26 protein-coding genes are annotated in these 26,340 nt (G+C 65.3%); 15 read left to right on the top strand and 11 right to left on the bottom strand.

The window, feature by feature from the left end:
* The first annotated feature begins 215 nt into the window (after window positions 1-215).
* From FG486_RS04805 to FG486_RS04795, 3 genes are read left to right on the top strand one after another with little or no spacing between them, the layout of a single operon-like run.
* Window positions 216-878 (top strand): Tim44/TimA family putative adaptor protein, encoded by a 663-nt coding sequence (locus FG486_RS04805; RefSeq protein ID WP_181266635.1) that lies wholly within the window; start codon window positions 216-218, stop codon window positions 876-878.
* A 23-nt stretch (window positions 879-901) separates the two neighbouring features.
* The gene (gene mltA, locus FG486_RS04800; protein ID WP_181266634.1) at window positions 902-2,209 is read left to right on the top strand and encodes a murein transglycosylase A; all 1,308 of its coding nucleotides are present in this window, start codon (window positions 902-904) and stop codon (window positions 2,207-2,209) included.
* A 2-nt stretch (window positions 2,210-2,211) separates the two neighbouring features.
* Window positions 2,212-2,877 (top strand): Smr/MutS family protein, encoded by a 666-nt coding sequence (locus FG486_RS04795; RefSeq protein ID WP_181266633.1) that lies wholly within the window; start codon window positions 2,212-2,214, stop codon window positions 2,875-2,877.
* Window positions 2,878-2,995: 118 nt separating this feature from the next.
* Here FG486_RS04795 and msrB read toward each other — a convergent pair whose 3' ends face one another.
* The 5 genes from msrB to FG486_RS04770 all read right to left on the bottom strand — a co-directional run bounded on the left by msrB (window position 2,996) and on the right by FG486_RS04770 (window position 8,108).
* Window positions 2,996-3,394, bottom strand: coding sequence for a peptide-methionine (R)-S-oxide reductase MsrB (msrB, locus tag FG486_RS04790; RefSeq protein WP_066274209.1), 399 nt, complete (start codon window positions 3,392-3,394; stop codon window positions 2,996-2,998).
* 46 nt (window positions 3,395-3,440) lie between these two features.
* Window positions 3,441-4,478, bottom strand: coding sequence for a DNA polymerase III subunit delta (gene holA / locus FG486_RS04785; RefSeq protein ID WP_181266632.1), 1,038 nt, complete (start codon window positions 4,476-4,478; stop codon window positions 3,441-3,443).
* Window positions 4,475-4,972: an LPS assembly lipoprotein LptE gene (gene lptE, locus FG486_RS04780; protein ID WP_181266631.1), complete on the bottom strand. Its 498-nt coding sequence runs from the start codon at window positions 4,970-4,972 to the stop codon at window positions 4,475-4,477. The genes holA and lptE overlap by 4 nt, the downstream gene beginning before the upstream one ends.
* 154 nt (window positions 4,973-5,126) lie before the next feature.
* Window positions 5,127-7,640 carry a leucine--tRNA ligase gene (gene leuS, locus FG486_RS04775; RefSeq protein ID WP_181266630.1) on the bottom strand — a complete coding sequence of 838 codons (2,514 nt, stop codon included), beginning with the start codon at window positions 7,638-7,640 and terminating at the stop codon, window positions 5,127-5,129.
* A 24-nt stretch (window positions 7,641-7,664) separates the two neighbouring features.
* Window positions 7,665-8,108, bottom strand: a complete 444-nt coding sequence (locus FG486_RS04770; RefSeq protein ID WP_181266629.1) for a DUF3576 domain-containing protein — start codon at window positions 8,106-8,108, stop codon at window positions 7,665-7,667.
* Window positions 8,109-8,468: 360 nt separating this feature from the next.
* Here FG486_RS04770 and FG486_RS04765 point away from each other — a divergent pair, with 360 nt between their 5' ends.
* A complete protein-coding gene (locus tag FG486_RS04765; protein ID WP_137775851.1) occupies window positions 8,469-9,140 on the top strand; it encodes a hypothetical protein in 672 nt (223 codons plus the stop codon).
* Between the two features lie 115 nt (window positions 9,141-9,255).
* Here the strand turns inward: FG486_RS04765 and FG486_RS04760 are convergent, their stop codons facing one another.
* The gene (locus FG486_RS04760; RefSeq protein ID WP_181266628.1) at window positions 9,256-10,044 is read right to left on the bottom strand and encodes an SDR family oxidoreductase; all 789 of its coding nucleotides are present in this window, start codon (window positions 10,042-10,044) and stop codon (window positions 9,256-9,258) included.
* Window positions 10,041-10,370, bottom strand: coding sequence for a nuclear transport factor 2 family protein (locus FG486_RS04755; RefSeq protein WP_066276044.1), 330 nt, complete (start codon window positions 10,368-10,370; stop codon window positions 10,041-10,043). The genes FG486_RS04760 and FG486_RS04755 overlap by 4 nt, the downstream gene beginning before the upstream one ends.
* A gap of 96 nt (window positions 10,371-10,466) precedes the next feature.
* Here FG486_RS04755 and FG486_RS04750 point away from each other — a divergent pair, with 96 nt between their 5' ends.
* Window positions 10,467-11,360, top strand: coding sequence for a LysR family transcriptional regulator (locus tag FG486_RS04750; protein ID WP_181266627.1), 894 nt, complete (start codon window positions 10,467-10,469; stop codon window positions 11,358-11,360).
* A 9-nt stretch (window positions 11,361-11,369) separates the two neighbouring features.
* Here FG486_RS04750 and FG486_RS04745 read toward each other — a convergent pair whose 3' ends face one another.
* Window positions 11,370-11,936 carry a thiamine phosphate synthase gene (locus FG486_RS04745; RefSeq protein WP_181266626.1) on the bottom strand — a complete coding sequence of 189 codons (567 nt, stop codon included), beginning with the start codon at window positions 11,934-11,936 and terminating at the stop codon, window positions 11,370-11,372.
* 23 nt (window positions 11,937-11,959) lie between these two features.
* Between FG486_RS04745 and FG486_RS04740 the strand changes: the two genes are divergently transcribed.
* From FG486_RS04740 to FG486_RS18335, 8 genes are all read left to right on the top strand, one after another.
* Complete coding sequence (locus FG486_RS04740) at window positions 11,960-12,631, top strand: YggS family pyridoxal phosphate-dependent enzyme (RefSeq protein ID WP_181266625.1); 672 nt, start codon at window positions 11,960-11,962, stop codon at window positions 12,629-12,631.
* Between the two features lie 113 nt (window positions 12,632-12,744).
* Window positions 12,745-13,524, top strand: a complete 780-nt coding sequence (locus tag FG486_RS04735) for a hypothetical protein (protein ID WP_181266624.1) — start codon at window positions 12,745-12,747, stop codon at window positions 13,522-13,524.
* The gene (locus FG486_RS04730) at window positions 13,521-14,720 is read left to right on the top strand and encodes a M48 family metallopeptidase (RefSeq protein WP_181266623.1); all 1,200 of its coding nucleotides are present in this window, start codon (window positions 13,521-13,523) and stop codon (window positions 14,718-14,720) included. The genes FG486_RS04735 and FG486_RS04730 overlap by 4 nt, the downstream gene beginning before the upstream one ends.
* Complete coding sequence (locus FG486_RS04725; RefSeq protein ID WP_231750014.1) at window positions 14,717-15,313, top strand: hypothetical protein; 597 nt, start codon at window positions 14,717-14,719, stop codon at window positions 15,311-15,313. The genes FG486_RS04730 and FG486_RS04725 overlap by 4 nt, the downstream gene beginning before the upstream one ends.
* Before the next feature lie 259 nt (window positions 15,314-15,572).
* Window positions 15,573-16,187, top strand: a complete 615-nt coding sequence (locus FG486_RS04720) for a response regulator (RefSeq protein ID WP_422125047.1) — start codon at window positions 15,573-15,575, stop codon at window positions 16,185-16,187.
* 84 nt (window positions 16,188-16,271) lie between these two features.
* On the top strand, window positions 16,272-17,003 hold the full coding sequence (locus tag FG486_RS04715) for a hypothetical protein (RefSeq protein ID WP_181266621.1): 732 nt from the start codon (window positions 16,272-16,274) through the stop codon (window positions 17,001-17,003).
* 40 nt (window positions 17,004-17,043) lie between these two features.
* Window positions 17,044-17,541 carry a hypothetical protein gene (locus FG486_RS04710; RefSeq protein ID WP_181266620.1) on the top strand — a complete coding sequence of 166 codons (498 nt, stop codon included), beginning with the start codon at window positions 17,044-17,046 and terminating at the stop codon, window positions 17,539-17,541.
* 149 nt (window positions 17,542-17,690) lie between these two features.
* Entirely contained in the window at window positions 17,691-20,093 is a 2,403-nt protein-coding gene (locus FG486_RS18335) for a histidine kinase (protein ID WP_181266619.1), read from the top strand.
* 19 nt (window positions 20,094-20,112) lie between these two features.
* Here FG486_RS18335 and FG486_RS04700 read toward each other — a convergent pair whose 3' ends face one another.
* From FG486_RS04700 to FG486_RS04690, 3 genes are all read right to left on the bottom strand, one after another.
* On the bottom strand, window positions 20,113-20,499 hold the full coding sequence (locus FG486_RS04700) for a hypothetical protein (RefSeq protein ID WP_181266618.1): 387 nt from the start codon (window positions 20,497-20,499) through the stop codon (window positions 20,113-20,115).
* A gap of 118 nt (window positions 20,500-20,617) precedes the next feature.
* On the bottom strand, window positions 20,618-21,370 hold the full coding sequence (locus FG486_RS04695; protein WP_066275996.1) for a LuxR family transcriptional regulator: 753 nt from the start codon (window positions 21,368-21,370) through the stop codon (window positions 20,618-20,620).
* A 203-nt stretch (window positions 21,371-21,573) separates the two neighbouring features.
* On the bottom strand, window positions 21,574-22,590 hold the full coding sequence (locus tag FG486_RS04690; protein ID WP_181266617.1) for a tetratricopeptide repeat protein: 1,017 nt from the start codon (window positions 22,588-22,590) through the stop codon (window positions 21,574-21,576).
* Window positions 22,591-22,854: 264 nt separating this feature from the next.
* On the opposite strand from FG486_RS04690, the gene FG486_RS04685 reads away from it, so the two are divergent.
* Both FG486_RS04685 and FG486_RS04680 read left to right on the top strand, forming a co-directional pair.
* Window positions 22,855-25,410 (top strand): cyclic nucleotide-binding domain-containing protein, encoded by a 2,556-nt coding sequence (locus FG486_RS04685; protein WP_181266616.1) that lies wholly within the window; start codon window positions 22,855-22,857, stop codon window positions 25,408-25,410.
* A 2-nt stretch (window positions 25,411-25,412) separates the two neighbouring features.
* On the top strand, window positions 25,413-26,324 hold the full coding sequence (locus tag FG486_RS04680; RefSeq protein WP_181266879.1) for a hypothetical protein: 912 nt from the start codon (window positions 25,413-25,415) through the stop codon (window positions 26,322-26,324).
* Window positions 26,325-26,340 lie beyond the last annotated feature (16 nt).

Below are 26,340 nucleotides of genomic sequence, written 5' to 3'. Positions count from 1 at the left end.
ATATTCCCTTTCGATGCTCGTGCGCGCCCCGCGCGTCCTGATCGGCGCTCTAATCGGGCTGCGGTGCATGCGCAAGCGTCGCGAAAGTGCAGGCCCGGCGCAACGGATATCGGGCCAAAGCGATTTGCATATTGGCCGACATGTCCTATGTTGTGCTTTCAACCTGCTGCGCTGGCAGCATCACGTTCCACACGGGTGGGCAAACGGGAAGTCTTGTGACGGTAGAAATCATCATCCTGGCCATGGTTGCAGCATTTCTGGGGCTCCGGCTCTATTCGGTGCTGGGCAAACGCACCGGGCACGAGCAGGAACCGCTGACCCGCGGGATGGACACGCCTGTCACCAAACGCCCCGCCGCGATCGAGCGGCCACAGCTTGACGACAAGCCCGCCGGGCTGACGCCGGGCACCTCAACGGTGTTCGATATCACTGCCGAGCCCGGCATCCGCCAGATGCTTGCTGCCGATCGCAGCTTCGATGTCGGCCGCTTCCGTGAAGGCGCCAAGGCCGCCTATGCGATGATCCTCGAGGCCTTCTGGGCGGGCGATCGCGAGCAGCTGCGCAGCCTGTGCGACGACGAGGTCTACGAAAGCTTCGCCGAATCGATCGAGCAGCGTGACCAGCGTGGCGAGACGCTCGAAAACCGGCTGGTGCGGATCGACGAGACCCGTATCGTCGATGCCGAATATGACGCGCCGCTGGCACGCATTACCGTGCGCTTCGATTCGGACATCGCCGCGGTCGTGCGCGGCCCTGATGGCGAGCTGGTCGCCGGTTCGTTGACCGATGCGGTCGAGACGCACGACGTGTGGACCTTCCAGCGCGACCTGCGCAGCAACGATCCCAACTGGATTCTGGTCGAAACCGATCAGGCCTGATCGTGTCGGGGCAGGGGGCTGCGATGCACAGGCTGGCGCTTGCCCTGTTGCCGCTGGCGCTTGCCGGATGCGCGGGGGCTATTCCCTCGGCAGAGACCGCATCGACGCCGCCGCCTTCTCGCCTGCCTTATGAGACGGTGAGTCCCGCGCCGGGCCGCGTGCCCAGCCCAGCGCCCGCACCGACGGCAACGACCAGTTACGTGATCCCGCGCGCGACGCCGCTGCCCGCGATGACCGGAGCAGGGGTGATCGCCAGCGCCGATGTTGCGCAAGCTGCAGGCCAGACGCTGCGGCGCGGTCCCGAAATCGCCAGCCTGCCGATCGCCGCCGACGATGCGCGCGCGGCGCTCGCCGCATTTCGCCTGACCTGCCCCTCGGTCACCACGCGCCAGGATGCGAGTGGCCTGACCCGGCCCGAGGACTGGCGCGCGCCCTGCGATGCCGCCGCTTCCTGGGGCGACAAGGATCCGGTCCGCTTCTTTGCCGAGGCGTTCGAGGCGGTCCAGGTCGGCGAGGGCGCGGCCTTTGCCACCGGCTATTTCGAACCCGAGATCGCGGGCACCCGCACCCGCCAGCCGGGGTTCGAGGTGCCGGTCTATGGCCGCCCGTCCGATCTGGTCGATGTCGACCTGTCGCAATTCTCCCCCGAATGGGCGGGCAAGAAGATCCGCGGCAAGGTCAAGGGCAGCGATTTCGTGCCCTATGATGACCGGACGCAAATCGAGCAGGGATCGCTGAACGGCCGCGCGCCGATCATCGCCTGGGCGGCGGACGAGATCGAGTTCTTCTTCCTTCAGGTCCAGGGTTCGGGACGGCTGCGCGCGCCCGACGGATCGGTGGTGCGGATCGGCTATGCGTCGCAGAACGGGCGCGACTATACCGGCATCGGCGCATTGATGCGGACACGCGGTCTGCTCGCGCCGGGCCAGGCGAGCATGCAGGGCATCGTCGCCTGGCTGCGCGCGAACCCGGAAGAGGGCCGCGCGATCATGCGCGAGAACAAGAGCTTCGTCTTCTTCCGCGAGCTGACCGGGCCGGGGCCGCTGGGCGCGCTCGGCTATCAGGTCGAGGCGGGCAGCACCGTCGCTGCCGACCCCAAGTTCATTCCGCTCGGTGCGCCGGTCTTCCTGTCGATGGACCGCGCCGAGCCCAACGGGCTGTGGGTGGCGCAGGATACCGGCGGCGCAATCAAGGGCGCGAACCGGTTCGATACCTTCTGGGGTGCCGGCGACCAGGCCCGGACGATTGCGGGTGGCATGTCCGCGCGGGGGCTGGCGCTGATCCTGCTGCCGCGCGGGACATACGACCGACTCGCTGCCCAGGCACGCTGACGATGAGCCGCAGGCCGCTGACCGATGCGGAAGCGGCCCTGTGGAAGCGGGTGATCGCGACCGTCGAGCCGTTCAAGGACAGGAAATCCTCTCCCCTCCCGCGTAAAGCCCTCCTTCTTGATGGGGGAGGCCAAATCCCCAACCAGGAATCGCGTGGGGGTGATGGTGCCTCCAGCTCGGATGCTAGCGGCACCATCACCCCCAACGCTGCGACTAGGCCGCACGCGGCCAAGTCTTGCGCCTCCCCCATCAAGGGGGAGGACTGGCTGAGCGGAAGCACAACCAAACCCACCCCCGGCTGGACTTTCACTCCTGCACCCGTCCCCACGGTCAAGGGCAATCTCGACGGCCATTGGGACCGGCGCATGGCCAAGGGCGGGGTGCAGCCCGATGTGACGATCGACCTCCACGGCCACACGCTGGCGAGCGCCTATGCGCGGCTCGACCTGGCGCTGGGCCAGGCCATTGCGGCGGATATGCGGCTGATGCTGCTGATTACCGGCAAGGCTAGGGCGCCCGAAAGTGGGCGCGGCGCGATCCGCGCAGCGGTGTCGGACTGGCTCGCCTCGTCGCGCCATGCGGGCGATATCGCGGCGGTGCGCAACGCGCATCCCCGGCATGGCGGGGATGGGGCGCTGTATATCGTGCTGCGGCGGCGGCGGGGTTAGCGAGCAAGATTTGCATCGCGCCTTTCGTCGTCACCCCCGCAAAGGCGGGGGTCCCGCTTCACTTCTCCAGCGTCCGGACAGAAGCGGGATTCCCGCGTTCGCGGGAATGACGGGACGATCAATCCTCTTTCGGCTCGAAGTCCAGCGAGGCGCTGTTCATGCAATAGCGCAGGCCTTCGGGCCCCGGACCATCCGGGAAGACATGGCCCAGATGCCCGTCGCAGCGCGCGCAGCGGACCTCGGTACGGACCATGCCGTGGCTCGTGTCGACGATCTCGCTGACCGCTTCCTGCTCCACCGGAGCGGTGAAGCTGGGCCAGCCCGAGCCGCTATTATACTTGGTGTCCGATTCGAACAGCGGCGCACCGCATCCGGCGCAGCGGTACATGCCGGTGCCCTTGTGGTCGTTATACTTGCCGGTAAACGCCCGCTCGGTGCCGCCTTCGCGCAGCACGTGATATTGTTCGGGGCTGAGGCGCTGACGCCATTCGGCGTCGCTGATCTTCGTGTCGCTCATCGGTCTCTCCTGGGGAGACTGTAACATGGACCGCACGGGGCAAAGATCAAGATGCGCGCGCTGCAACCCGGGCGATTTCCAGCAGTTCCTGCTCGAGCAGCAGCGCAGGGCCGGGGCTCGCCTTCATCATCGCCTGTTGCAGCACCAGCAGCCGCTCGGACAGCCGCGCTACCGCCTGCGGACGGCCCCAGGCGCGCAGCTGGCGCGTCCAGTCGTTCGCGCTGCCGCCGCCCCATAAACGGCGGCTCTGCATCTCCTGCCGCACCCAGGCAGCGACATCGCGGGGTTGGCCCATGCGCTGGGCGTGGCCGGCGAGCTGCATCACCTGGCGCTGCATCACGATGACCAGTCCGACCTCGGACACCGCCTGCTCGCGCATGCGCTTGAGTTCCTCGGGCAGGCGCTTGAGGTCGCCGGACAGCGCCGCGTTGATGATCGGCTGCATCGCGTCATCCTCGGCATCGGCGCGCAGCGCGGCGATGGCCTCGCGCGTCACCGGCTTGGGCTCTTCCGGGCTGGCGTCGAGATAGAGCGAGAGCTTCTCGATTTCCTGCGCCGCCAGCCTGCGATCGGCGGCGGTGAAGCCCGCGATGACATGCGCCAGTTCGGCATCGATGGTCAGCCCCGCCGCGCGGCCGAGATCGGTCACGATCCGCGCCATATCGTCCGGCCCCGGAATCTTGGTCTGCACCGCCATCGCATTGGGTGCGGCGAGCACGGCCTTGGCGATGCGCGACTTGTCGGTGATGCCGGTCGCCAGCATGACGACGGGGTTCACCGCCTTGTCCGCCGCGAGCAGCGCCTCGACCGCAGCCAGGCTTTCCTCGCCGTTGGTGTGAACGCGGATATAGCGCGCATCGCCGAACAGCGAGAGCGAGGCGGCCTCGGCAGCGAGCAGCGAGGGGTCCTTGGCGAGCTGGTGCCCGTCGATATCGGTACGCTCGGTGCCCTTGGGAAAGCTCGCGATGATATCCGTCATCAGTGCGGCATTGCCGCCATCGTCGGTGCCGAAGATCAGATAGAGCCGGATATCGGGGCGCGGCTTGCGGGCGAGCGCCTGGATGGCACCTGCATCGCCCTTCATTGCGCGGCCGAAACCTCGCGCGCGAACAGCGAAAGGCGCGTCACGATCTGGTCGGCAATCTCGAGCGACAGGTTCTCGAGCGCGCGGTTCTCCGCCGCGATGGTCGCATATTCGCTGCTGACGATGTCGATACCGGCGTCGGAGGCGGCGGTGGCATCGAGCACTGTTTCGCCGCTCGCGATATCGACCAATTGGTAGCGCGCGCGCAGCGTGCGGCGCTCGCGCGTCACCTGATCGTTGGCGAGCAGACCGAAGCCGGTGATCTTGTCGTCGAGCACGACCTGCAGCTTGTAGCGCTGATTTCCGTTGCTCAGCGCGTCAAGCTTGTCGTCGAGCGCATTCTTCACCAGCCAGCCCGCGCGCCCCTGGATCGGCGCGACCGCGACATCGCCCAGCGTGGTCGCGACCGCACCCCGGGTGCCGTTCGAATAAAGCGGCTTCATCCCGCACGCGGACAGCGAGGCGAGCAGGGCGAGGGGGAGAAGGGCACGCATCAGTTCGCTCCGGCGCATAAGGAAGCAAGTACGCTACCAACCCCGTCACCCTGAACTTGTTTCAGGGCCCATTTCTCCCCAAGCGGCTTCGGCTGCTGGGGCACGATGGGTGCTGAAACAAGTTCAGCATGACGGAAGTTGATACGTAAAGCCATCACACCACCAGATTGACCAGCCGGTCGGGCACCACGATCACCTTGCGGATCGCCGCACCGTCCAGGCTACGCTGCACCTTGTCCGATGCCAGCGCAAGCCGTTCGAGCTCCTCGTTGGGCAGGCCCTTGGCGACGGTGAGCGTGTCGCGCAGCTTGCCCTTGATCTGCACCGCGATGGTGACCTCGTCCTCGACCAGCAGCGCCGGATCGACCTCGGGCCAGCTGGCGTCGGCGATGAGTCCGTGGCCTTCGAGCACTTCCCAGGCCTCTTCGGCGAGGTGCGGGACCATCGGCGCGACCAGCCGGGCGAGCGCGCGGATCGCGACGTTGCGGCTGGCCGATGCCTCGGCCTTCTCGATCGCGTTGGTCAGCTCGTACAGCCGCGCCACCGCCTTGTTGAAGGCCAGCGCCTCGATGTCCTTGGCGATCAGATCGATCGACTGGTGCAGCTTGCGATCGAGCGCCTTGTCCTGGCCTTCGGCCGCCTCGACCGAGTTGAACACGCGCCACAGCCGCTGGACGAAGCGCCAGCAGCCCTCGATGCCCGCCTCGCTCCACGGCAGATCGCGCTCGGGCGGGCTGTCCGACAGCATGAACCAGCGTACCGCGTCCGCGCCATAGCGGTTCACGATCTCGTCGGGATCGACCACGTTCTTCTTGGACTTGGACATCTTCTCGACGCGGCCCGCAAACGCGGTCTCGCCGGTCTCGGTGACGATCCAGTCCTCGCCCCGCTTCTCGACCTGTTCGGGGCCAAGCCACTTGCCTTTCGCGTCCTGCCAGGTCTGGTGCGTCACCATTCCCTGCGTGAACAGGCTAGCGAACGGCTCAGTCACCTCGAGCTTGCCGATGCGGGCCAGCGCCCGCGTCCAGAAACGGGCGTAAAGCAGGTGCAGGATCGCATGTTCGACCCCGCCGATATACTGGCCGACGGGCAGCCATTTGGCAATTTCTTGCGCGTCGAACGGCTTGTCCGACGGCTGGCTGGCAAAGCGCAGGAAATACCAGCTCGAATCCACAAACGTGTCGAGCGTGTCGGTCTCGCGCACCGCCGGCTTGCCGCATTTGGGGCAATCGACATGCTTCCATGTCGGGTGACGGACCAGCGGGTTGCCGGGGATCTCGAAGCTGACATCCTCGGGCAGGGTGACCGGCAGCTGGTCCTTGGGCACGGGCACGACGCCGCAATCGTCGCAATGGATGAACGGGATCGGCGTGCCCCAATAGCGCTGGCGCGAGACGCCCCAGTCGCGCAGCCGCCACACGGTGGTGCCCTGGCCCCAGCCTTCGGCCTCGGCACGCGCGATCACCTTCGCCTTGGCCTCTTCCGCCGCCATGCCGTCGAGAAAGCTCGAATTGATGATCCTGCCCGGCCCGGTATAGGCCTCGTCATGGATGGGCGCGTTCTCTTCGCCCTCGGCCGCGACCACGCGGGTCACCGGCAGCATGTACTTGCGCGCGAAATCGAGGTCGCGCTGGTCGTGCCCGGGCACGCCCATCACCGCGCCGGTGCCATAATCCATCAGCACGAAATTGGCGATGAAGACCGGCAGCTCCCATGTCGGATCGAACGGGTGAATGGCTTTCAGCCCGGTATCGAAGCCCAGCTTTTCTGCCGTTTCCAGCTCCGCCGCCGTGGTGCCGCCCGCCTTGCAGCGATCGATGAACGCTTGCGCCTCGGAATTGGTCGCTGCCAGCTCGACCGCCAGCGGATGGTCGGCCGCAATGGCGACAAAGCTCGCCCCGAAGATCGTGTCGGGGCGGGTGGAATAGACGGGGATCGTCCCGGCGCCGCCCGACAGCGTGAAGCTGAACGTCAGGCCCTGCGACTTGCCGATCCAGTTCGCCTGCATCGACCGGACCTTCTCGGGCCAGTCCTCCAGCGTATCCAGGCCTTCGAGCAGTTCGTCGGCAAAGTCGGTGATCTTGAGGAACCATTGGCTGAGCTTGCGGCGCTCGACCTGCGCGCCCGAGCGCCAGCCCTTGCCGTCGATCACCTGCTCGTTGGCCAGCACGGTCTGATCGACCGGGTCCCAGTTGACCGCGCTTTCCTTGCGATAGACGAGGCCTGCTGCGTACAAGTCCAGGAACAGCGCCTGTTCATGGCCATAATATTCGGGCTCGCAGGTCGCCAGCTCGCGGCTCCAGTCGAGCGCGAAGCCCAGACGCTTCAGCTGCTTGCGCATCGCGGCGATATTGTCGCGGGTCCAGCCGCCGGGGTGCACGCCCTTTTCCATGGCGGCGTTTTCCGCCGGCATGCCGAACGCGTCCCAGCCCATCGGGTGCAGCACCTCGAAGCCCTGCATCCGGCGGAAGCGGGCGATCACGTCGCCCATGGTATAGTTGCGCACATGGCCGATATGGATGCGCCCCGACGGATAGGGGAACATCTCCAGCACATAGGCCTTTTTCTTGGGGCTGTTGCTGTCTGCCTTGAAGGACTGGCGCTCGTCCCACACCGACTGCCAGCGGGCATCGGCGGCCAGCGGATTGAACCGCGTCTTCTCGTTCATTGTATCCCTCTGAAAGACAGGGTGTTATTCGCGAATAGCGGACTGGCGCAGGTCGCGGGCCTTGGTGAGGATGACCTCTTCAAGCTTCTGCACGGTGGCGGCGCGGACGGGGGCATCGACCCACTGGCCGTTCTGGTTGACCTGGCGGCTGGCGGCGACGCGGAGCGCATCGGCGCGCAGATCCTGGTCGAGGATCGACACCGTCACCTTCATCCGCTCGGACGGGCTCTGCGGATTGGCATACCAGTCGGTCACGATCACGCCGCCGGCGCTATCGGCCTGGAGCAGCGGCATGAACGAAAGCGCGTCGAGCGACGCGCGCCACAGATAGCTGTTCACGCCGATGGTGGTCACCTGGCTGGCGGCGATGTCCGCTTCGGCGCGCTTTTCCCCGCCACCGCATGCGGAAAGCAGCGCCAGCGTGCCAGCAACGCAAAGGGCGGCACGGGCAAAACGGGGTACGGACATGGCGGCTTCCTTATATCTTCGCAGCTTGAAACAGCGGCCTTCTATAGTGGCTTGGCGGGCTTCGGCAAGCACTTGCGCATGCCGATTGATGTTCAGCGCGCAGCAAGAATTCCCGGGATATTCTGCCATCTGGCAGAGCTCTGGCAGCCCGCATGACGGGTCATCAAGAGCCGCAACCGATTGTGGATTGTTTGCAACGGTTTGAGATTATTTTTACGGGAAGGTGCTTTGATCCCCCATGGACGCGTTTTTGTGTTAACGCGTTTTACAGGGATGCGGCGGGGTCGGATTAAGACAATGAAAGCGGGAGTTTCAAAAAAGCTGGCAATTTCAGGGCTTTTGCTCGGTGGGGCGGCCTTGGTGCCGTCGATTGCGCTCGCTTTTTCCTCCGGTTTCGATTCGCGGCCCGTCTCGATTGATGCGCGCGGCGGCATTGGATCCTTCACGCCCGCTTCGGTCGATCCGCGTCTGGCGGACAAGCTCAAATTCTCGGCACTGCGCGGCGACAAGATGTTCCGCTTCACGCCTGCCGCGTCTGCCGCGACCGACGGCCCGCGCGCGCTGACCATTGCGGTGCGCATCCGCCCCGATTCGGCCAAGGCGATCAACATGCGGCCTGACCTCGCCAGCGACAGCGGCAAGGGCGACGGCGTCGTCCAGATCACGCCCACCGCCTACAGCCTGGGCGTGGCCAAGGGCTTCACCAAGTTCGCGTTGCCCGCCAGCATCCGCCAGTCGGACGATGCACTTCCCGATATCGGCGAGCTCGGCCGTGGCGCGTCGCAGCGCAAGAGCCGGTTCAGCCCGCGGATCGAGATGGACGATGTCCAGGCCCCGACCACCCGCGCGGTCCGTCCGTTCAACGACCAGGGCAGCTATTCGCTCGATGTGGGCGGCGCCTACAAGGTCACCCGCAATCTCGACGTCACCGCCGGCATCCGCCTGCGCAGCGAGCGCGACCGCCTAACCGGCCTGACCAACGAGCAATATGACAGCCAGGCTGTCTATGTCGGAACCGAATTCCGCTTCTGATCTCGCGACAGCTCTGACGTTACTCCCCCCTCTCCCTGGATGGGAAAGGGTTGCGAAGCCTTATGAGCGAAGCGAATTAGGCGAAGCTGGGTGAGAGTGAGAACGCGATGGCCCGTCACACTGTCCGGATCGTTCCCCCATCGATGACGAACTCGGCCCCATGGATCGCCGCCGCGCGATCCGAGGCAAGATAGGCAATCAAATCGGCGACCTCGTGCGGTTCGGCCCCGCGCCCGATCGGGATGCCGCCCAGCCCATCGAGCACGCGCTGCCGCACCTGCTCGATCGTGCCGCCCTCGGCCGCCTGCAGCCGCTCGAGAAACTCCGAGGATGCTTCGGTCATGATCCACCCGGGCGAGACGCTGTTCACACGCACGCCCTGCGGCCCGATCTCTTTGGACAGCGCCTTGCTATAGGTCCTCAAGCCGGCCTTGGCGGCGGCATAGGCGGTGGTCGATTCGGGCAGCGGCATGACCGACTGGATCGATGTCACGTGCACCACCGCGCCCGACCCGCGCGCGGCCATTTGCGGAACGAGCAGCCGGTCGAGACGCACCGCCGCAAGCAGGTTGAGGTTGATTTCGGCCAGCCAGTGATCGTCCGACAGCGCGGCAAAGCCGCCGCCGGGCGACGATGATCCGCCGAGCACATGCGCAACGATGTCGACCCCGCCCAGCTGGTCGAGCGCGGCCTGCGCGAGCATGTCGCTGCCTTGCGGCGTCGTCAGTTCGGTCCGGACGGACAGGACGCCCCTGATCGGCTCGCCGTTGGTGCGAGCGGCGGTGACGACCTGCGCACCTCCCGCGACGAAGCGTTCGACGGTGGCGCGTCCCAGGCCCTTGGAGCCGCCGCTGACGACGACGCGCTTGCCGGCAAACTCGGCCGGATCAACACGGTAGGTCATAGCGTGATCTCCAGCGCCGCGATTCCATCGCCCGCCAGCGCGAAATCATAAGTGAAGCGGATGGGGCTGCCCTTGAAGCTGCCGCGCGCGGCTCCCTCGACGATCACCCGATCGCTCTCGTGCCGCACGCTGTCCGGCGCAAAGATAGCCTGGGCCGGGATAACTTCCCGTTCGAACAGCGCGCGGATCTGAGCGGTCCCTTCGTACCGCTGGCCATTATCGACCACGACCGCGTCCGGCGCGAACGGGCGGAGCATCGCATCGACATCGAGCCGGGCATTGGCGGCGACATAGTTGGCAATAGGGTCGGGTAGTTCGATCGGCATGGTTCTGCTCCTTGATGACATGGAGCAATCATAGCGATCCGGCTTGTTGCCAATAAGCGGGACAAACTGATATGTAGTGTTGCGGAAAGAGGGATAATGTCGAGACAGGGTCTGATCGAGTTCGACGCGGTTCTTGCCATCGCGCGGCGCGGATCGTTCCGCGCGGCGGCGCTGGAACTCGGCGTCTCTACCACCAGCCTCAGCAACCTGATCAGCGCGCTCGAACGGCGGCTCGGCGTCCGCCTGTTCAACCGCACCACGCGCAGCGTCTCGCTCACCGATGCGGGGCGCAACTTTGTCGATCAGGTCGCGCCCGCCGTGGCGACCCTGCACGATGCGATGCTGGCGGCCAGCGCGCAGCAGGAATCGCCATCGGGCACGATCCGGATCAACGCCTTCCCGACTGCGGCGCGCGAGATCCTAGCGCCGCTGCTGCTCCCTTTCCTCCGGCGCTATCCGCAAGTGCATGTCGATCTCGTCACCGAGGGACGCATCGTCGACATCGTCGCCGAGGGGTTCGATCTTGGCCTGCGCAGCGCCGAGCTTGTGCCCAGCGACATGATCGCCATCCCCGTCGGGCCACCGCGCCGCTTTGCCGTGGTTGCATCGCCCGCCTATCTCGAGGCGCATGGCATGCCGGAAACGCCGCCGGACCTGATGCGGCATCGCTGTCTGCGCATCCGGCTGCCCAATGGGGCGCTGCATCGCTGGCAGTTCGAGAGGGTCGGCCAGCCTTTCCATATCGATGTCGAGGGTCCGATCACGCTAGACGAGGCGAGCCTGGCGCGGATCGCGGTGCTCGAGAATATGGGCATCGGCTATTTCATGGAATCCGACGTCCGCGAGGATCTGGAGGCAGGGCGGATGGTTCGCCTGCTGGCGGATTGGACCCCGCCGCTGGCGCGCCTGTGCCTCTATTATCCGAACCGCCGCAACGCCTCTGCCGCGTTCAGGGCCTTGATCGAGATGGCGCGGCGTTCGTTCGGGTGACCGATGCGCTCAGCCCGACAGCCCGTCGATCGCCGCCCAGCCGGTGACGATCGCGCCGATCTGCGTCGCCCGCGCCCGGGTCATGCCGCCGAGCGCAATGACGGGCAGGCGGGACAGGCGGGCGAGCCCCTCGAATTTCTGCACCCCCAGATGTGCGCCGCCGGGATGGGTGCGCGTGGCGAAGATGGGGGAGATGAGCGCCTGTGCACGCCCGGGCATCCGATTGGCGCGGGCGAGTTCATGCAAGTCATGCACCGTCAGCAAACGGATCAGCCGCGCATCCGCCTTGCCGCCGGGCGCGCCATAGCAGCCGTCGGCGCGCCAGCGCCGCGCGGTGCGCAGATCGCCTGCCAGCACGATCGCGCCGCCGCGCGCGCGTATCAGTTTGGACAGCCGCTCGAACCGCGCGCGCCGTGGCTCGGCGGCGAGGTGATAATGGCGGAACACCAGCCCCGACCCGAATGGCAGTCGCTTGATCACGCGTTCGAGCACCGCGTCGTTGCGCGCGTCGCTGATCAGCCAGAGTGTGGGCAGGGCATTGCCTGACTTCGTGTTTCCGGGCTGGCGGCGGCGCATGACCGGGCTTATAGCCGCGCGCCATGGATATACAAAGCGACGCCCCCACCACCCCGCTTTCGACCGTGCGCGACAATATCGCCCGGTCGGAGAAGATCGCCGGTCGCCCCGCCGGTTCGACAACGCTGATCGCCATTTCCAAGACCAAGCCGGTCGACGCCATCGAGTCGCTGATCGGCGAGGGGCAGATGGTGTTCGGCGAGAATAGAGTGCAGGAGGCCGCGCTCAAATTCCCGGCGTTGCGCGAGCGCTACCCGGATCTGCAGCTGCACATGGTCGGCCAGCTGCAATCGAACAAGGCGGACGAAGCGGTGGCGCTGTTCGACTGCATCCACTCGCTCGACCGTCCGTCGCTGGCCAAGGCGCTCGCGGGCGCGATGGACAAGGCGGGGCGGCGCGTGCCGTGCTTCGTCCAGGTCAATATCGGCGAGGAAGAGCAGAAGGGCGGCTGCGCGATCGCCGAGCTGCCGCGGTTTCTCGCCGATGTGAAGGCGCTCGGCCTGCCTGTCGTCGGGCTGATGGCGGTGCCGCCCGCCGATCTGGAGCCTGCACCCTATTTCGCGCTGCTCGCCAAGCTCGCCCGCGAACATGGCCTCGATCAGCTCAGCATGGGCATGTCGGGCGATTACGAGACCGCCGTGAGAATTGGCGCCACGCATGTCCGTGTCGGCTCCGCCCTGTTCGGGGCGCGCTAAGCATTTCTGGGCGATACCGACAATCATATCCATAATGAAGCAATGGCGCGCTTTCCCATAGAATAACGGGCCGAAGTTATTTTATGCTCCCGTGATGGAACGGGGGGTAGGGGATGCGAGCGATATTCGGCCTATTGGCTTCGCTTCTGTTCTTGGGAGCGGCGGTTTCGACCCCGCTACTGGCGCAGGAGCGATCGGCGGTGCGGCAGGGCTTTGCCCTTCCGCCGCAAAGTGGCAAGACCATCCTGGTATTGCGCCCCTCGGTGCGCGTGGCCGAGCAATCGACCGGGGGCATGGCCGAACCGCGCGCCGAATGGACCGATCAGGCGCGCCGCCATATCGATGCGGCCCTGGTCGAACTGCAGCGGCAATTGGGCAACCGCGTGATTGCAGCGCCCGAAGCCTATGGCGAGGATGCCCGGCTTGTTGCGGAGCATCAGGCACTGTTTGCGGCGGTATCGAGGGCCGTGATCGAATATCAGTTCTTCGTCGGCAATCGCCTGCCCACCAAGAAGCGCGACAACAAGGCGGGCCAGTTCGACTGGTCTCTCGGACCCGATGTGGCGAAGCTGCCCGGCGCAGACCAGGCCGATTATGCGTTGTTCCTCTATACGGACGATCAATATGGCTCGACCGGGCGAAAGATGCTTCAGATCGTCGGGCTCGTCGCCGGGGTTGGGGTAAGCTCGGGCGTGCACGCGGGCTATGCCGGGTTGGTCGACCTCAAGACCGGTGATCTGCTGTGGCTGAACGCCGATTTCCAGATGGGCGGCGATGTGCGCGAGGCCGACGGCGCGATGAAGCGCGTGCGCCAGCTGCTCGAGGATTTTCCGGGCAGCACGATTGCGAAAGAGGCCGCAGCGCCAGCCGCAACCGCGCAGGCCAAGCCATGATCGCGCGGATGCGGTTGGCGGTCGGCGTGCTGGCCCTTGCTGCGGGCGTTTCCGCCCAAGCCGAACCTCCGCTTCCACCGCCTTATGCCGGGGCCTATCAGCCGCAGGGCGTGGATGAACAGGGCTTCTGGCAAAAGATGGACGAGGAAGAACGTCGGCTTGCTCAATCGGATATGGTCATCCGCGATCCGGCGCTCGTCGGTTATGTTCGAAACATACTGTGCGCAACCGTGGGCGAAGATCGGTGCGGAGCAGTCCGCCCCTACATTCTGAGAGTGCCAATTTTCAATGCAAACATGGCACCGAATGGCACGATGCAAGTGTTCACCGGACTATTGCTCCGGGTCCATAGCGAAGCCGAGCTGGGAGCTGTGCTGGGGCATGAGTTTGGTCATTTCGAGGCGCGCCATACGCTAGAAAGGTTCCGTGCAGCCCGTTCGAGCACCGACATTCTGGCCTGGGCTGGCGTTCTCGGTAGTCTTGCTCCCAGCTATGACGTGGTCAGGGCCTATCGCAATCTCGAAATCACGCTCATCAGCAGCTTGTACAGCTTCAATCGCGATCATGAGCGCGAGGCTGATCGGCTAGGCATTGCCTATTTGAACAACAGCAATCTGCGACCGCAGGCCGCTGCGCAAGTGTGGGAGCGATTGATCGAAGAATATCAGGCAGACGCTCTTTCCAAGGGGTTGAAGAAGCCGCGTCTTGACCGGGTGCCATTCTACGCAACCCATCCGCCCCAGGTCGAACGCGCCACGACGCTCGCCTTGCTTGCCCGGCCCGAAGCCGCGACGCGCGACGATGGCGCGGCGCGTTACCGGGCGGCGCTCGCGCCCTGGCTGCCGCAGCTGCTCGACGATCAGATCAAGCTCAACGATTTCGGCGCAAGCGAATATATCATCCAGTCGCTGGCCGAAAGCGGCTGGACCGCGCCGCTCTGGCATGCGCGCGGCGAGCTCTATCGCTTGCGCGGCGCGCCGCGCGATCTTGTCCAGGCCGCACAATTCTATGGCGAGGCGATCGCGCTCGATCCCGCCCATCCCGAGGCGCATCGCGGCCTCGGCCTGGCATTGCTCAAGACCGGTCAGGCGGCTGCGGGGCAGAAGGCGCTCCTCCGCTATCTCGAACTCAAGCCCGATGCAGCGGATGCGAAGCTGATCGGCATGATGATCCCCAAAGAGGTGCCCGCGCCATGATGTCCCGCCTTATCGCTGCGCTTGCCGTCACGCTGATCGTCGCTTTGCTGCCCTCCGCCGCCATGGCGCACAAGCTGCGCGAGCAGGGGGTGGCGGTCAGCATCGCCGATTCGCCGCTCACCGTCACACCGGGGCGCGACTGGAACCGGCTCGACGGCAATGTCGGCAAGCATACGGAGACCTGGACGCTCGATGGCGGACAACTCAATGACCTCACCTTTTTCGCCGGGATCGAGCCGGGCAAGCCGCTGGTGCGCGAACGCAGCAAGAAGCGCGAGCCCTTGCCGAAATTCGGTGCCGGAACCCTGCTCGTCGAGCTGCCCGAGCTGTTCGAGGCAACCTATCGCACCGCCAAGCAGATTGCCGATTTCCGCGTTACCGATGTGCAGCCGACGCGCTTTCTGGGGCAGGATGGCGTCATGTTCACATATGAATATGTCGACCAGGATCAGCTCACCCGCAAGGGAGAGGCGCATGCCGCGATCGTCGCAGGTCGGCTTTACATGATCGGGTTCGATGCACCGCGCCTCCATTATTTCGAGCGGAACATCGGCGATTTCCATCGCATTGTTCAAAGCGCGCGCATGTCTTGAGCCGGGGGCAGGCGCAAACCGACGGGCTTGGACGTTTGTATAGTCTTGCGAACGCCGCATAAGTGCGAGACTGGGACAGGAACCGGGGCAATGTTCCCGGGATGAGATCTGGCCCGTAGCAGCGGCCTTGGGGGGGCGGATGTCCTGCACGATCGATACGGGTGGAGCAGGGGGCGAGCCCGGACCTGCAGCCGGCGCGGCGGAGTGCGATAGCGCCGTATTCGCCGAACCCGTGCGCATCCTTCTGGTCGATGACCATATGGTGGTTCGGGCCGGACTTGCGCAGGTGATCGGCAGTGTCCCCGGTCTGGTGGTCGTCGCCGAGGCGGAAAATGGCGAGGAGGCGCTGTTCCAGTGCCAGCGTCATCGCCCCGATGTGGTGCTGATGGATGTGCGGATGCAGGGCATGGGCGGCATCGCGGCGACCGAGGCGATGTGCAAATACCACCCCAATGTTGCCGTGATCGCGCTGAGCAGCTTCGCCGATCCGCCGACGGTCGCGCGAATGCTTGCCGCAGGGGCACGGGGGTTTCTGCCCAAGAGCGTTTCGGCCAGCGACCTCTGCGTCGCGATCCGCAAGGTGCACGATGGCGAAACGGTGGTCGATCCCGGCTGCCTGCCGCAGGTTGCCACCGCCTTCGACCCGACTACGCCAGGCGAGGACGATCTGGAGCTGTCTGCGCAGCAGCGGCGGGTGCTGGCCCTGCTGAGCAAGGGCTATACCAACCCGGAGATCGCGAAATATCTGGGCATTTCCATGCCCACGGCGCGCTATCATGTCAGCGCGATCCTGGTGAAGCTGGGCGTGTCGAACCGCGCGGAGGCTGCTGCGATGGCGATCCGCAACCGGCTGGTCAGCAACAGCGATTTCTGAGCGCCTGGACGATCGTCCAGCCCGGCTTGCTGGCGATGCCATTTCCCCCGATCAGTCCGGCAGCGGTCAGCCAAAGGGGGGCGCATGACAAGATGGATGGCGGCAATCGCACTGGCGGCGCTGGCGGCTGGCGGCTGCAGTGGAGCACCGAGCGAAGAAGCGGAGGCCCCTGCCTCCCCCGCAGCAGAGCAATCCTGCGCGGATGACGGGGAGCGCCTGGAGCTAACCGGGCTGTGCGCGGGGCGCGCGGTCAATTATCTCGCCATGGATGCCAGCAGCTCTCCGCAAGCGCCCGATGGATGCGGCTGGCAGGTGATGGAAACGCAGATGTCCGATGGCGTGCTGCTGTATCGCGGGCTGAAATGCGATGCGGGCGAGACGAAGCTCGAATTTTCCGGCGGTGCCGAGCGCGGCGAGCTCAAGCTGGTCAGCTCCGCCTATCTAGGCAAGATCGACGAGCCGCCCGCTTATGTCCTGGTCTATCCGGTCAAGGGCGATGCCCGGCAGGGGGTGACTGCGCGGGCGCGCCAAGCGATCGCCGAGCCGGCAGAAGCCAGCAAATGTTCGGCACGCCCCGCCCGGGGCAAGGGCTGGCCCAGCGACGCGTTGGTGGTCGATGTACCCGGCGGAGAAACCCAGACCGGCCCGCGCAGCGCATGCGGTGACCTCGGCGTCAATGACGACCTCGCCGCCTTCTGGCGCGTGTCGCAGGGCCATGGCTGGTACTCCCAGATGGGCCAGGCCGACATGGAGATCGATCCCGGATCGTTCACGCTGATGACGAAGCAGCCCGATGGCAGCTGGGGCGCGATGTGACGCTGCTTTTCAATCCACGCTCTCGAACAGGAAGATCATCATGAAGCATGCCCATGTGATGTTGGCCGCAACGGCCGCACTGGCCGCGCCGCTGGCGTGGTCCGCCGCCGGAGAGGCGCAGACCGGGACGCTGTCGCAGTCCAAGGTCGGCCCGTTCACGATCGACTACATCACCGAAAAGGGCAAGTTCGACCGCTGCGCAGCGACCTTGTCGCCCGGGCCTAACATGCTGCGGATCGCCTATACCAGGGCGCTCGTCTATTCGATCAGCGTGCCCGGCGTGCCGGTGCCGGCCAGGACGATCGATTTCCACTTCGGCGGCGAAACCTTCTCGGCGACGCCTGCGACCGATCCCAAGCGGATCCGTGCCTGGGCTGCTGTCGATCCCACCGCGATCAACGCGCTGATGACCGTGCAGGGCACCATCGACATCACTCTCGGCAGCAAGGCCTATAGCTGGCCGATCGGCCGGACGAAGATGGAGGACGTGATGGTCGCGCTGGAAAACTGCACCCACAAGGCCATGGGCCACTCCTGATCGGCCTCTGGCTGGAGAAGAGCGGGTGGGGCGCTTTATCGCCCCGCCCATTTCTGCCATGCTGGGGGATCGAAACGACGCGGTCCGGGGGGATCTTGGCGAAACATCGGCATATCGGCGAGCCTGTGCGCGCCCACAGACCCTGAGCCGTGCGTGACGCGGTGCAGACGCTGTACTGGAACCCCGGCGCGGTCAGCTTTCTGGTCGAGCTGCTGCTGGCGCTCGTGCTGTCGGTCTATGTGGCTCACCGGCTGGTGCGCGAGCATCGCGGTGGCGGAATTACCGCGCCGACGCTGCTGTTCGGCCTCACTTTCTGGTGCTTTGTCCCGGGCCTTTTCGTCTCGCTGCTTCATGCGCTGACCGGCGGCGGCTGGACCAGCTATGCGATGCCATGGCTGGCGCCCGACAGTCTCGTCGTGCTGGCCATGCCCTGGGTCACCGCCTTTACCGGCGTTTCGGCGATCGCCTTCGTCCAGTTCGCCTATCGGGTGCCGCAATGGCTGCCCGGTGCCCAGCGCGAAGCGATGCTGGTCGGGATGGCGATGAGCGTGTGTGTCTGTCTCGAGATTGCCAGTTCGCTTCATACCGACTGGACGCTCGCCGAGCACCGCATCTGGTTCCGTCCCGATTGGGCTGCCATCTGGACCAGCGCCAGCATGATCTGGGCGATCCTGGTATTCATGCGCCAGCTTGCGCATGCGCAAGGCCGGTCGCGCGACAAGGGCCTGGGCACCTGGCTGGCGATGCTGTTGCGCCGCCCGGCCAATCGCAGCGCAGGCGCGGCACGCGGGTTCATCCTGTTCGCCCTGTTTCCGATCGCCCATACCTGTGCCCTGCTGTTCCAGCGCGATGGTTATCTGGGCCCGCTCTCTATGGACCTGCTCATCTGCTGGTCGACGCTGGTGCAGCTGACGGGCCTGACGCTGGTCTATTTCGGCTATCTCCCCGAGCGCTCGTCCTTCATCTTCAAGCTCACGATCATCAGCCTGGTCCTGCTGTTCGGAGCGATCAATGGTGCATGCTGGGTGCTGGCGACACCCTATATCGCGCAATTTCGTCCAGCCGATCTGCCGCAGCCGGGCACTGCTCTGGAATTCGTGCCGATGGCAAAGGGCGGCTATCAGGTCCGTGAGCGTCCTGCCGCGCCGCTTCCGACCAGCGGGCGACCGATCGGGCCGGACGGGGCGCGCATCGTGCTGCCTTTCACGGTGCGCTTCTATGGAAAGTCCTATCGCGCGGCCTATGTCGCCGGGCACGGATCGATAGGCTTTGATGCTTTGCCGCATCTGATCGACTCGACCATCGCTTATGGAGTCCGGCCCGCCATCCGTCCGCTGCTGATGCGCATTCCGCCCGAGGGAAGCGACGTTACCGCGCGCGCCGTGGCAGACCGGCTGGTGGTCACGCGGAAGGACCGCTGTTCTGCCATGGCCGACACGGCTTGCTGGGCGGTCCAGACGGTGGTGCATGCGGATGGGCGGATCGTGCTGACCCATCTGTCGGGACCTGCGGCTCCGCCTTATCAGCTGGCCGATCCGCTGGGCGCGCCCTGGATGACCGGGATCACCCCGGGGCTCGAGCATCCGGGGGCAGCGCCAATCATGCGCGACCACTACCGTGCGTTCCTGGCGCATCTCGACAGGCTTTATGCGCCCGTCCTCGGCTTCACCCTGGGCACGATGCTGATCGTTCTGCTGGGCATGCCGCTGCTGTTCCAGGGCTTTCTGGTGCGCCCGCTGGACCGCCTGCTGCGCGCGATGCGACGGTTCCGCGATGGCGAACTCGACCGCCAGGTCGAGGTCAGCTTCAACGACGAGATCGGCTATCTTACCGAGTCCTTCAACGAAATGGCACGCGCCCAGAACCATCTGGTCAATACGCTGGAGGAACAGGTGGCAAGCCGCAGTGCCGAACTCGCCGATTTTGCGGCGCGCAACGCGCGGCTGGAAGAGCGCAACCGCCTGTCGGGAGACCTGCACGATACCGTCTCGCAGACCCTGTTTTCCGCCGCCATGCTGTCGGACGCGTTGGCGGACCAGTGGCAGCATGACCCGCAGGCATCGACCGGCAAGCTCCGGCAACTCGCGCAGATGAACCGGCACGCACTGGCGGAGATGCGGCTGATGCTCAATGAGCTGCGCGCCGAAGGCATGGTCGAACAGCCGCTGGCGCATCTCATTGCCGCGCTGGCCCGGGAATTTGCCGAAGGGCAGGGCGACCGCGTGCAGATCGCATGCGATATCAGCGGCGATACGCTGCTTCCGCTTGATGTCCAGGCGATGCTGTATCGCATCGCGCAGGAGAGCCTCAACAATATCGCCCGCCATGCCGGCGCAAGCCAGGTGAGCATCGCTCTGGAAGCGCTGCCGGGTCAGGCAATGCTGTCGATCAGGGACAATGGCAGCGGCTTCGATCCGCACAAGGTCCCCGGCGGGCATCTGGGGCTGCAGATCATGCGCGAGCGCGCCCGCCGCATCGATGCGGTGCTAGAGGTGGAATCGCGGCCGGGGGGCGGGACCGGCATCACCGCCATCTGGATGCAGCAGGCCTAGCGCGTGCGCTGTTGCAGGCTCATCCCTTGAACGCGCAGACCTTCGCGCGCTTTCCGATCCAGCAGCCGCCCTTGCGGCGGAAGTCCTCGCCCAGCGGCGCCTGCGCACTCATGGACTTGGGCGTCTCGTTCCAGCTGACACTGGCCAGTCCCTTTTCCATCATGGTGACATAGGCGAAATAGCCCGGCTTGGTGGTGCCCGCATTGATCGTGAACGATCCGTCACCGCCCATGAACTCGATGCGGCAGGTCTTCTTGATGTCGACATAGACCTTGCCGTCGACGGTCAGCGAGCAATCGCCGGCGATCGTCTTGGCCTCGGCCGGCGGAGCGCCGACGGTCATGGCTGTCGTGGTTGCCAGGACGCCCATGGCGGCCAGCGCGGCGGTTGCGGTTGCGTGTTTCACAGGTCGATCTCCAGAAGCGATCGGCGCGGCGATGCGCCTCATCGGCCGAGCGCTTTTCGCTGCTCGGGGCGCAGCCGATCAAGCTGGACGATCGTACAGGCCGGGGGCTGGCCGGTGGCTATTCGGTGACGTCGTCGAGTGTGAAATAGCCGAGTTTCAGTGACTTGAGCACCAGCTGCGCGCGGTTGGACACGCCGAGGCGGCGGCGCGCATCGGTGAGATATTCGCTCACCGTCTGGTCCGAAATGCCGAGCACCGCCGCGATTTCCCAGCTCGTCATGCCGCGGGCGACCAGCTTGATGCAATCGACCTGGCGCGGCGACAGCCGCTCTTCCTGGGTGACCTGCACCTGGGGCAGTTGCGATTGCCACAGGGTGCGTGCCTGCTGCCCGGCGGCAATGCCGAGCAGGATGGCGAGCATGAACGGACGCGCTTCGAGCGGCTCGCCGCCGGCAACGACGAAATGCACCGAGATGGTGGGCCTGTCGGGCATGTGCCCGGCAATGGTGCAGCCCGAGTTCAGGCCCAGCTTGCGCATCTCTTCCAGATATTCGCGCTGGATGCGGGTGAGCGGAATGATCGTTTCCAGATCCTCCCAGCGGATGGCGCCACCGCGGCGCTGGCATGCCGCGAGCACCGGGCTGGTGAGGCCATAATCCCGTCGCGCGAACAGGTCGTGCCAGGCCTGCGGATAGTTGGTAACCATTTCGGGCTCCATCAGCCCGGATTGCACATGCACGTGACGCGCCAGCGCTGCATGCGCAAAGCCGAAGGGCGTTGCCGCATGCGCGGTAATTTCCAGAAGTTCCTCAAGCGTTTGCGCAGCCTCTATGGCTTGCGATGCGCGCTCGACATGGTCCAGTTCGGGCATGAGGCTGGTCGAAATCCCGGTTGGCAATGGTTACGCGCAATAGCAGGGATTCGCCTGCGAGTAACACGGTTAATTGATAATGATTTGCGAATCGCTATTGGCGATACGTTCGCTACGCAACGATTAAACCGTTACATCGATCCAGTTTGGATCAATTTCGTCGCACGGGACGAGATCGGGCACGGTGGCGCTGGCCGATCGTTTCAGGCGCCGGGGACACCCAGGGCCGCTGCCGCTTCGCGCACCTTGCGCTGGTCTGCAGCCTTGTTCTTGAGCGCTGCCGTGGCATCGCGCAGCGCCGCCTGGGCCTTGCCCGTCTCACCCAGCTGCATCCGGCTGCGCAGCAGCATGATCCAGCCATCGGTATCGCCGGGCTCGCGCTTGAGGCGCTCGGCCAGGCCATCGACCATCTGCTGGATCATCATGTCCTGCTGGCCCTGGGGCAGGGCAGCGGCCGCCGCCATCTGGTCGCGCGAGGGGCCAGGTATCGCGGCGGTCGCGGTTTCGGCGCCATCGGTGCGGAAGCCCGCCGTGGGCGGCGCGAACTTGGCCGAGGCCAGCCGCTTTTCCACCTCGATCCCGCGTTCCTTGCCGACATTGCGGATCACGTCGCGAATGTCCTTGGCATAGGGGGCGTCGGCGGGGGTTTCGGCGAGCAGCGCAAACCAGTCCTCGATCGCCTCAGCATGCTTGCCGTCGATATCCTTGGCGGCGGCGAGGAAGTAGCGTGCACGCGCATCCTTGGGGTCGAGCTCTACCGCCTTGCTGAACGCGGCGCGCGCATCCTGGCTGATCGCCTCGTCCTTGCTGGCCATGACCAGCGCCTCGCCCAGCATCGAGTGATATTCCGAGTTGCCGGGAGCAAGCTGGATCGCCCGGCGCATCGCAGTGGCCGATTCGGCAAAGCGCTGCGTCTCGAAATAGCTCCAGCCCAGCATGCGCCAGCCTTCGGCGTCGTTCGGGTTTTCGCGCAGCCGGGCTTCGAGCTGGGTGATGACCTCATCGACCGATGCGGGCTGTCCCTGCGCGTTCAGGGGGGCAACGGGTCCCGATGCAGCGGGTTTCTGGTCGCTATAGACCTTGTACCCCACGGCCGTGACAGCAATCAGCGCGGCGGCAGCCAGCGCGATCGTGCCGACACCGGGGCGGCCGCCGGAGGCGCGCGCGGAAGCCGGTTCTGCCACAAGGGGCATGTCGGTATCGGTCTGTGGGTCGGTCATACGGGCTGTCTCTTTGTCGCGTCCGGGTGGAAGGCTAGCCGATCGGCCAGATTTTCCAATTTCTAAGTGGTAAAGATCACATTCTTTGCTAGAAATATCGGCATAGGGTTCGCAACCGAATTTTGGGCAAGTTCTTGCGGCAGCGGGGCAATCTGGCGATAGCAGCACCGATCGGGGAGAAATCGGGTTGCGGGGCGCCGGATGGGGCAGCGTTTGCTGGCAGGCGCGGTCGCGCGAGCGTCCGCAATTGGGGGACGCGAACCAGTGAGCGAGATCTACCGCGTTGCTATCATCGGGTCGGGCCCGGCAGGCAAGAGCGCAGCCGCGCGTGCCGCGAGCCTCGGCATGAGCCATGTTCTGCTCGAAAAGACCGATCACCTCTCCGACACGATCTACAAGTACCAGAAGGGCAAGCACGTGATGGCCACGCCGTCGCAGCTGGTCCTGCGCTCCGACCATGAGTTCGAGGCGGGCAAGCGCGAGGCGATCCTGGAAAAGTGGAATGCGCGCACCAAGGAACTGAACGTCAATGTGAAGTTCAACGCCGAGGTGAAGGCGATCAAGGGCACGGGTCCCGCGATCGAGGGCAGCGTCCATGTGATCGAGCAGCGCGCGCGCGACGGATCGGTGACCAAGAAGGAAATCCAGCGCTACGCTCCGCCTTACGAGATCGAGCTGACCAATGGCGAAAAGATCATCGCCGAGAATGTCGTGCTCGCCATCGGCACCCAGGGCAACCCCAACCGGATGCGCTGCCCCGGCGGCGACCTGCCGCATGTGCAGTACCAGCTCGATGACCCCACCGAATATGTCGACGAGCATATCGTGGTCATCGGCGCGGGCGATGCGGGGATCGAGAATGCGCGCGGCCTGGCCGAGGATTCGGCGCAGGGCAATGTCGTCACCATCGTCAACCGCGGCCCTGAAGCGCCGAGCCCCAAGGAAACCTTCCCCACAGCGAAAGAGGCCAATGCGCTGGCGCTGCTGGCCGATCGCAACGCCGGCAAGCTTCAGATCCGTTTCGAGACCGACACTGCCAGCATCGAGCCTGGCTGGATCACCTTCAGCACGCGCGATGGCGAGGAGCGGGTGCGCTGCGACCGCATCATCGCGCGAATCGGCTCCGCGCCGCCGCGCGCGTTCATCGAGGAATGCGGTATCGCGTTCACCAGCGCCGATCGTCTGGCCTTTCCGCAACTGTCGCCGGTGTTCGAATCGACCGCGCCCAGCATCTTCGTCATCGGCGCGCTCGCCGGGTACCCGCTGATCAAGCACTGCATGAACCAGGGCTATGACGTCATCGAGTTTATCAACGGCAATACCGAGCTGAAGCCGGCGGACGAGCCGATCCTCGAGGCCAAGTTCAAGGACCTGCCGGGCCGCAAGTCGGTCGCCGAATGGCTCGACCTGCTGCGCGAGAACGTGACGATCCTCAACGGCATGAACCCGCTGCAGATGCGCGAGTTCATGCTCGATTCGGATGCCAAATTCTATCGCCGCGGCGATGTGATCTTCGAACGCGCCGCGCCCGGATCGTCGCTGTTCGCGATCGCCGAAGGCTCGGTCGCGGTGCAGATCGACCCCAATGACCCGTCGAAGACGGTGCCGATCGGCAAGGGTTCGATCTTCGGCGAGGTCGGCCTGATCTCGGGTCGGCGTCGCGGCGCCACCGTGGTCGCCGCCGAGGACACGATCTGCGTCGAAATCTCGCGCAACGCCGCGCTCAAGCTGCAGAGCCAGGTGCCGACCGCGAAAAAGGCGATCGAGCGCATCTCGACCGAGCGCCTGCTCCTCCAGATGTTCGGCTCCGGCCTGAAGCCCGACGACATTCGCGAAGTCGTCGATACCAGCAAGATTCGCCAGGTCCGGCCGGGCGAGGCGATCCTCACGGAAGGCGACGAGGGCAACGAGATTTATGTGATCCGCGTGGGATCGATGATCGTCGAGAAGGAAATCGGCGGAAAGCCGGTGTTCCTGTCCTATCTGCCCGCCGGCTCCTATGTCGGCGAAATGGCGCTGATCGCGGGCGGACGCCGCACCGCGACGGTCAAGGCGGCGATCAAGTCCGAGGTCATCCAGATCGACGGCGATGCCTTCAAGAAGGTGCTGGAAGCCAATCCCGAGCTGCTCAAGCGCGCCAAGCGCGACATGGCCAGCCGCCAGGACATCAACGCCTTTATCGAGGCGAAGAAGGACAGCTTCTCGGGCGTGGTCGACATGTATTCGGGCGTGGCCAACTTCCTGGTCGAGAACGGCATCGGCGAGGCGACCGACGTGCTGCTGATCGACGAGACGCTGTGCGTAGGCTGCGACAATTGCGAAAAGGCGTGCGCCGACAGCCATGACGGCCTGTCGCGGCTCGACCGCGAGGCGGGCCGCACCTATGCGCATCTGCATGTGCCGACCAGCTGCCGCCATTGCGAGCATCCGCACTGCATGGCCGACTGTCCGCCCAATGCGATCAACCGCGGCCCCGATGGCGAGGTCTATATCAACGACACGTGCATCGGCTGCGGCAACTGCCAGCGCAACTGCCCCTATGGCGTGATCCGCATGGACAAGGTGCCGCCCAAGAAGCCGAGCCTGCTCTCCTGGCTGTTCTTCGGCTTCGGCCCCGGCCCCGGCGAGCCGAGCAAGAAATGGTCCTATGCCAATAGCGACCACAGCGTCGAGAAGCCCAAAAAGGCGATCAAGTGCGACATGTGCGCCGGGATCGAGGGCGGGCCCAGCTGCGTGCGCGCCTGCCCGACGGGCGCGGCGATCCGCGTGGCGCCGGACGAGTTCCTCACCGTCGCCCGGCTCGAGCAGGAGGAGGCTTGACCATGGCCAGCCAGGCGCAAACCGCCGCACCCGCCGTGCGCAAGAAGACCACGGGACGTCAGCGCAGCTCGATGCATGACGGCTTCCTTCGCCACAAGAATTTCCGCTGGATGAAGATCGCGACGGTGCTCAGCATCACGTGCCTGGTCAGCTATTTTCTCATCGATGTTCAGCCGCGGCACAATGGCGGGTCGTGGTACGGCTATACGCTGGGCACGATCGGCGCGCTGCTGATCCTGTGGCTGACCTGCCTCGGCTTGCGCAAACGCGCGATCACGCCCGGTGGCTGGTCGCTCAAGGCGTGGACCAGCGCGCATGTCTATCTCGGGCTCAGCCTCATCGTCATCGGCACGCTGCACACCGGCTTCCAGCTGGGCTGGAACGTGCACACGCTGGCCTGGTCACTGATGATGATCGTGATCATTTCCGGCATTGTCGGCATCTATTTCTACGCGACATTGCCCGACAATCTGTCGAGCAACCGCGCTGACTCGGATGGTGCTGTCACCGAAAAGATGATGATCGAGCAGTTGCGCTCGCTCGACCGGCAGCTGCACGATGCCGGCCAGCCGCTCGACCCTTCGCAGGCCGCGCTGGTCCAGGCCTCGCTCGAGCAGGACCCGTTTGCCGGCAATTTCATCCAGCGCATCACCAACAGCTATTCGGGCTGCGAGACGCGTGCTGCCATTGCCGAGCTGCGCCGGATGCGCGCCTATCAGCCGCGCATGGGCGATGACCCGCTCGACAAGGTCGACGGGCTTTTGCAGCGCAAGGAATCGACGCTCGCGCGGCTGCGCAAGCACCTGCAGATCAAGGCGCTGCTGCAGGTCTGGCTCTATGTCCATGTACCGATGACGTTCGCGCTGCTCGCCGCGCTGTCGGCGCATATCTTCAGCGTGTTTTTCTACTGGTGATCCAAAGTCCCGGGGC

The organism is Blastomonas ursincola (assembly GCF_013607875.1).
Taxonomy (GTDB): domain Bacteria; phylum Pseudomonadota; class Alphaproteobacteria; order Sphingomonadales; family Sphingomonadaceae; genus Blastomonas; species Blastomonas ursincola.
Note: the sequence above shows the minus strand (reverse complement) of the source record. Positions and strands in the feature narration are given on the sequence as shown.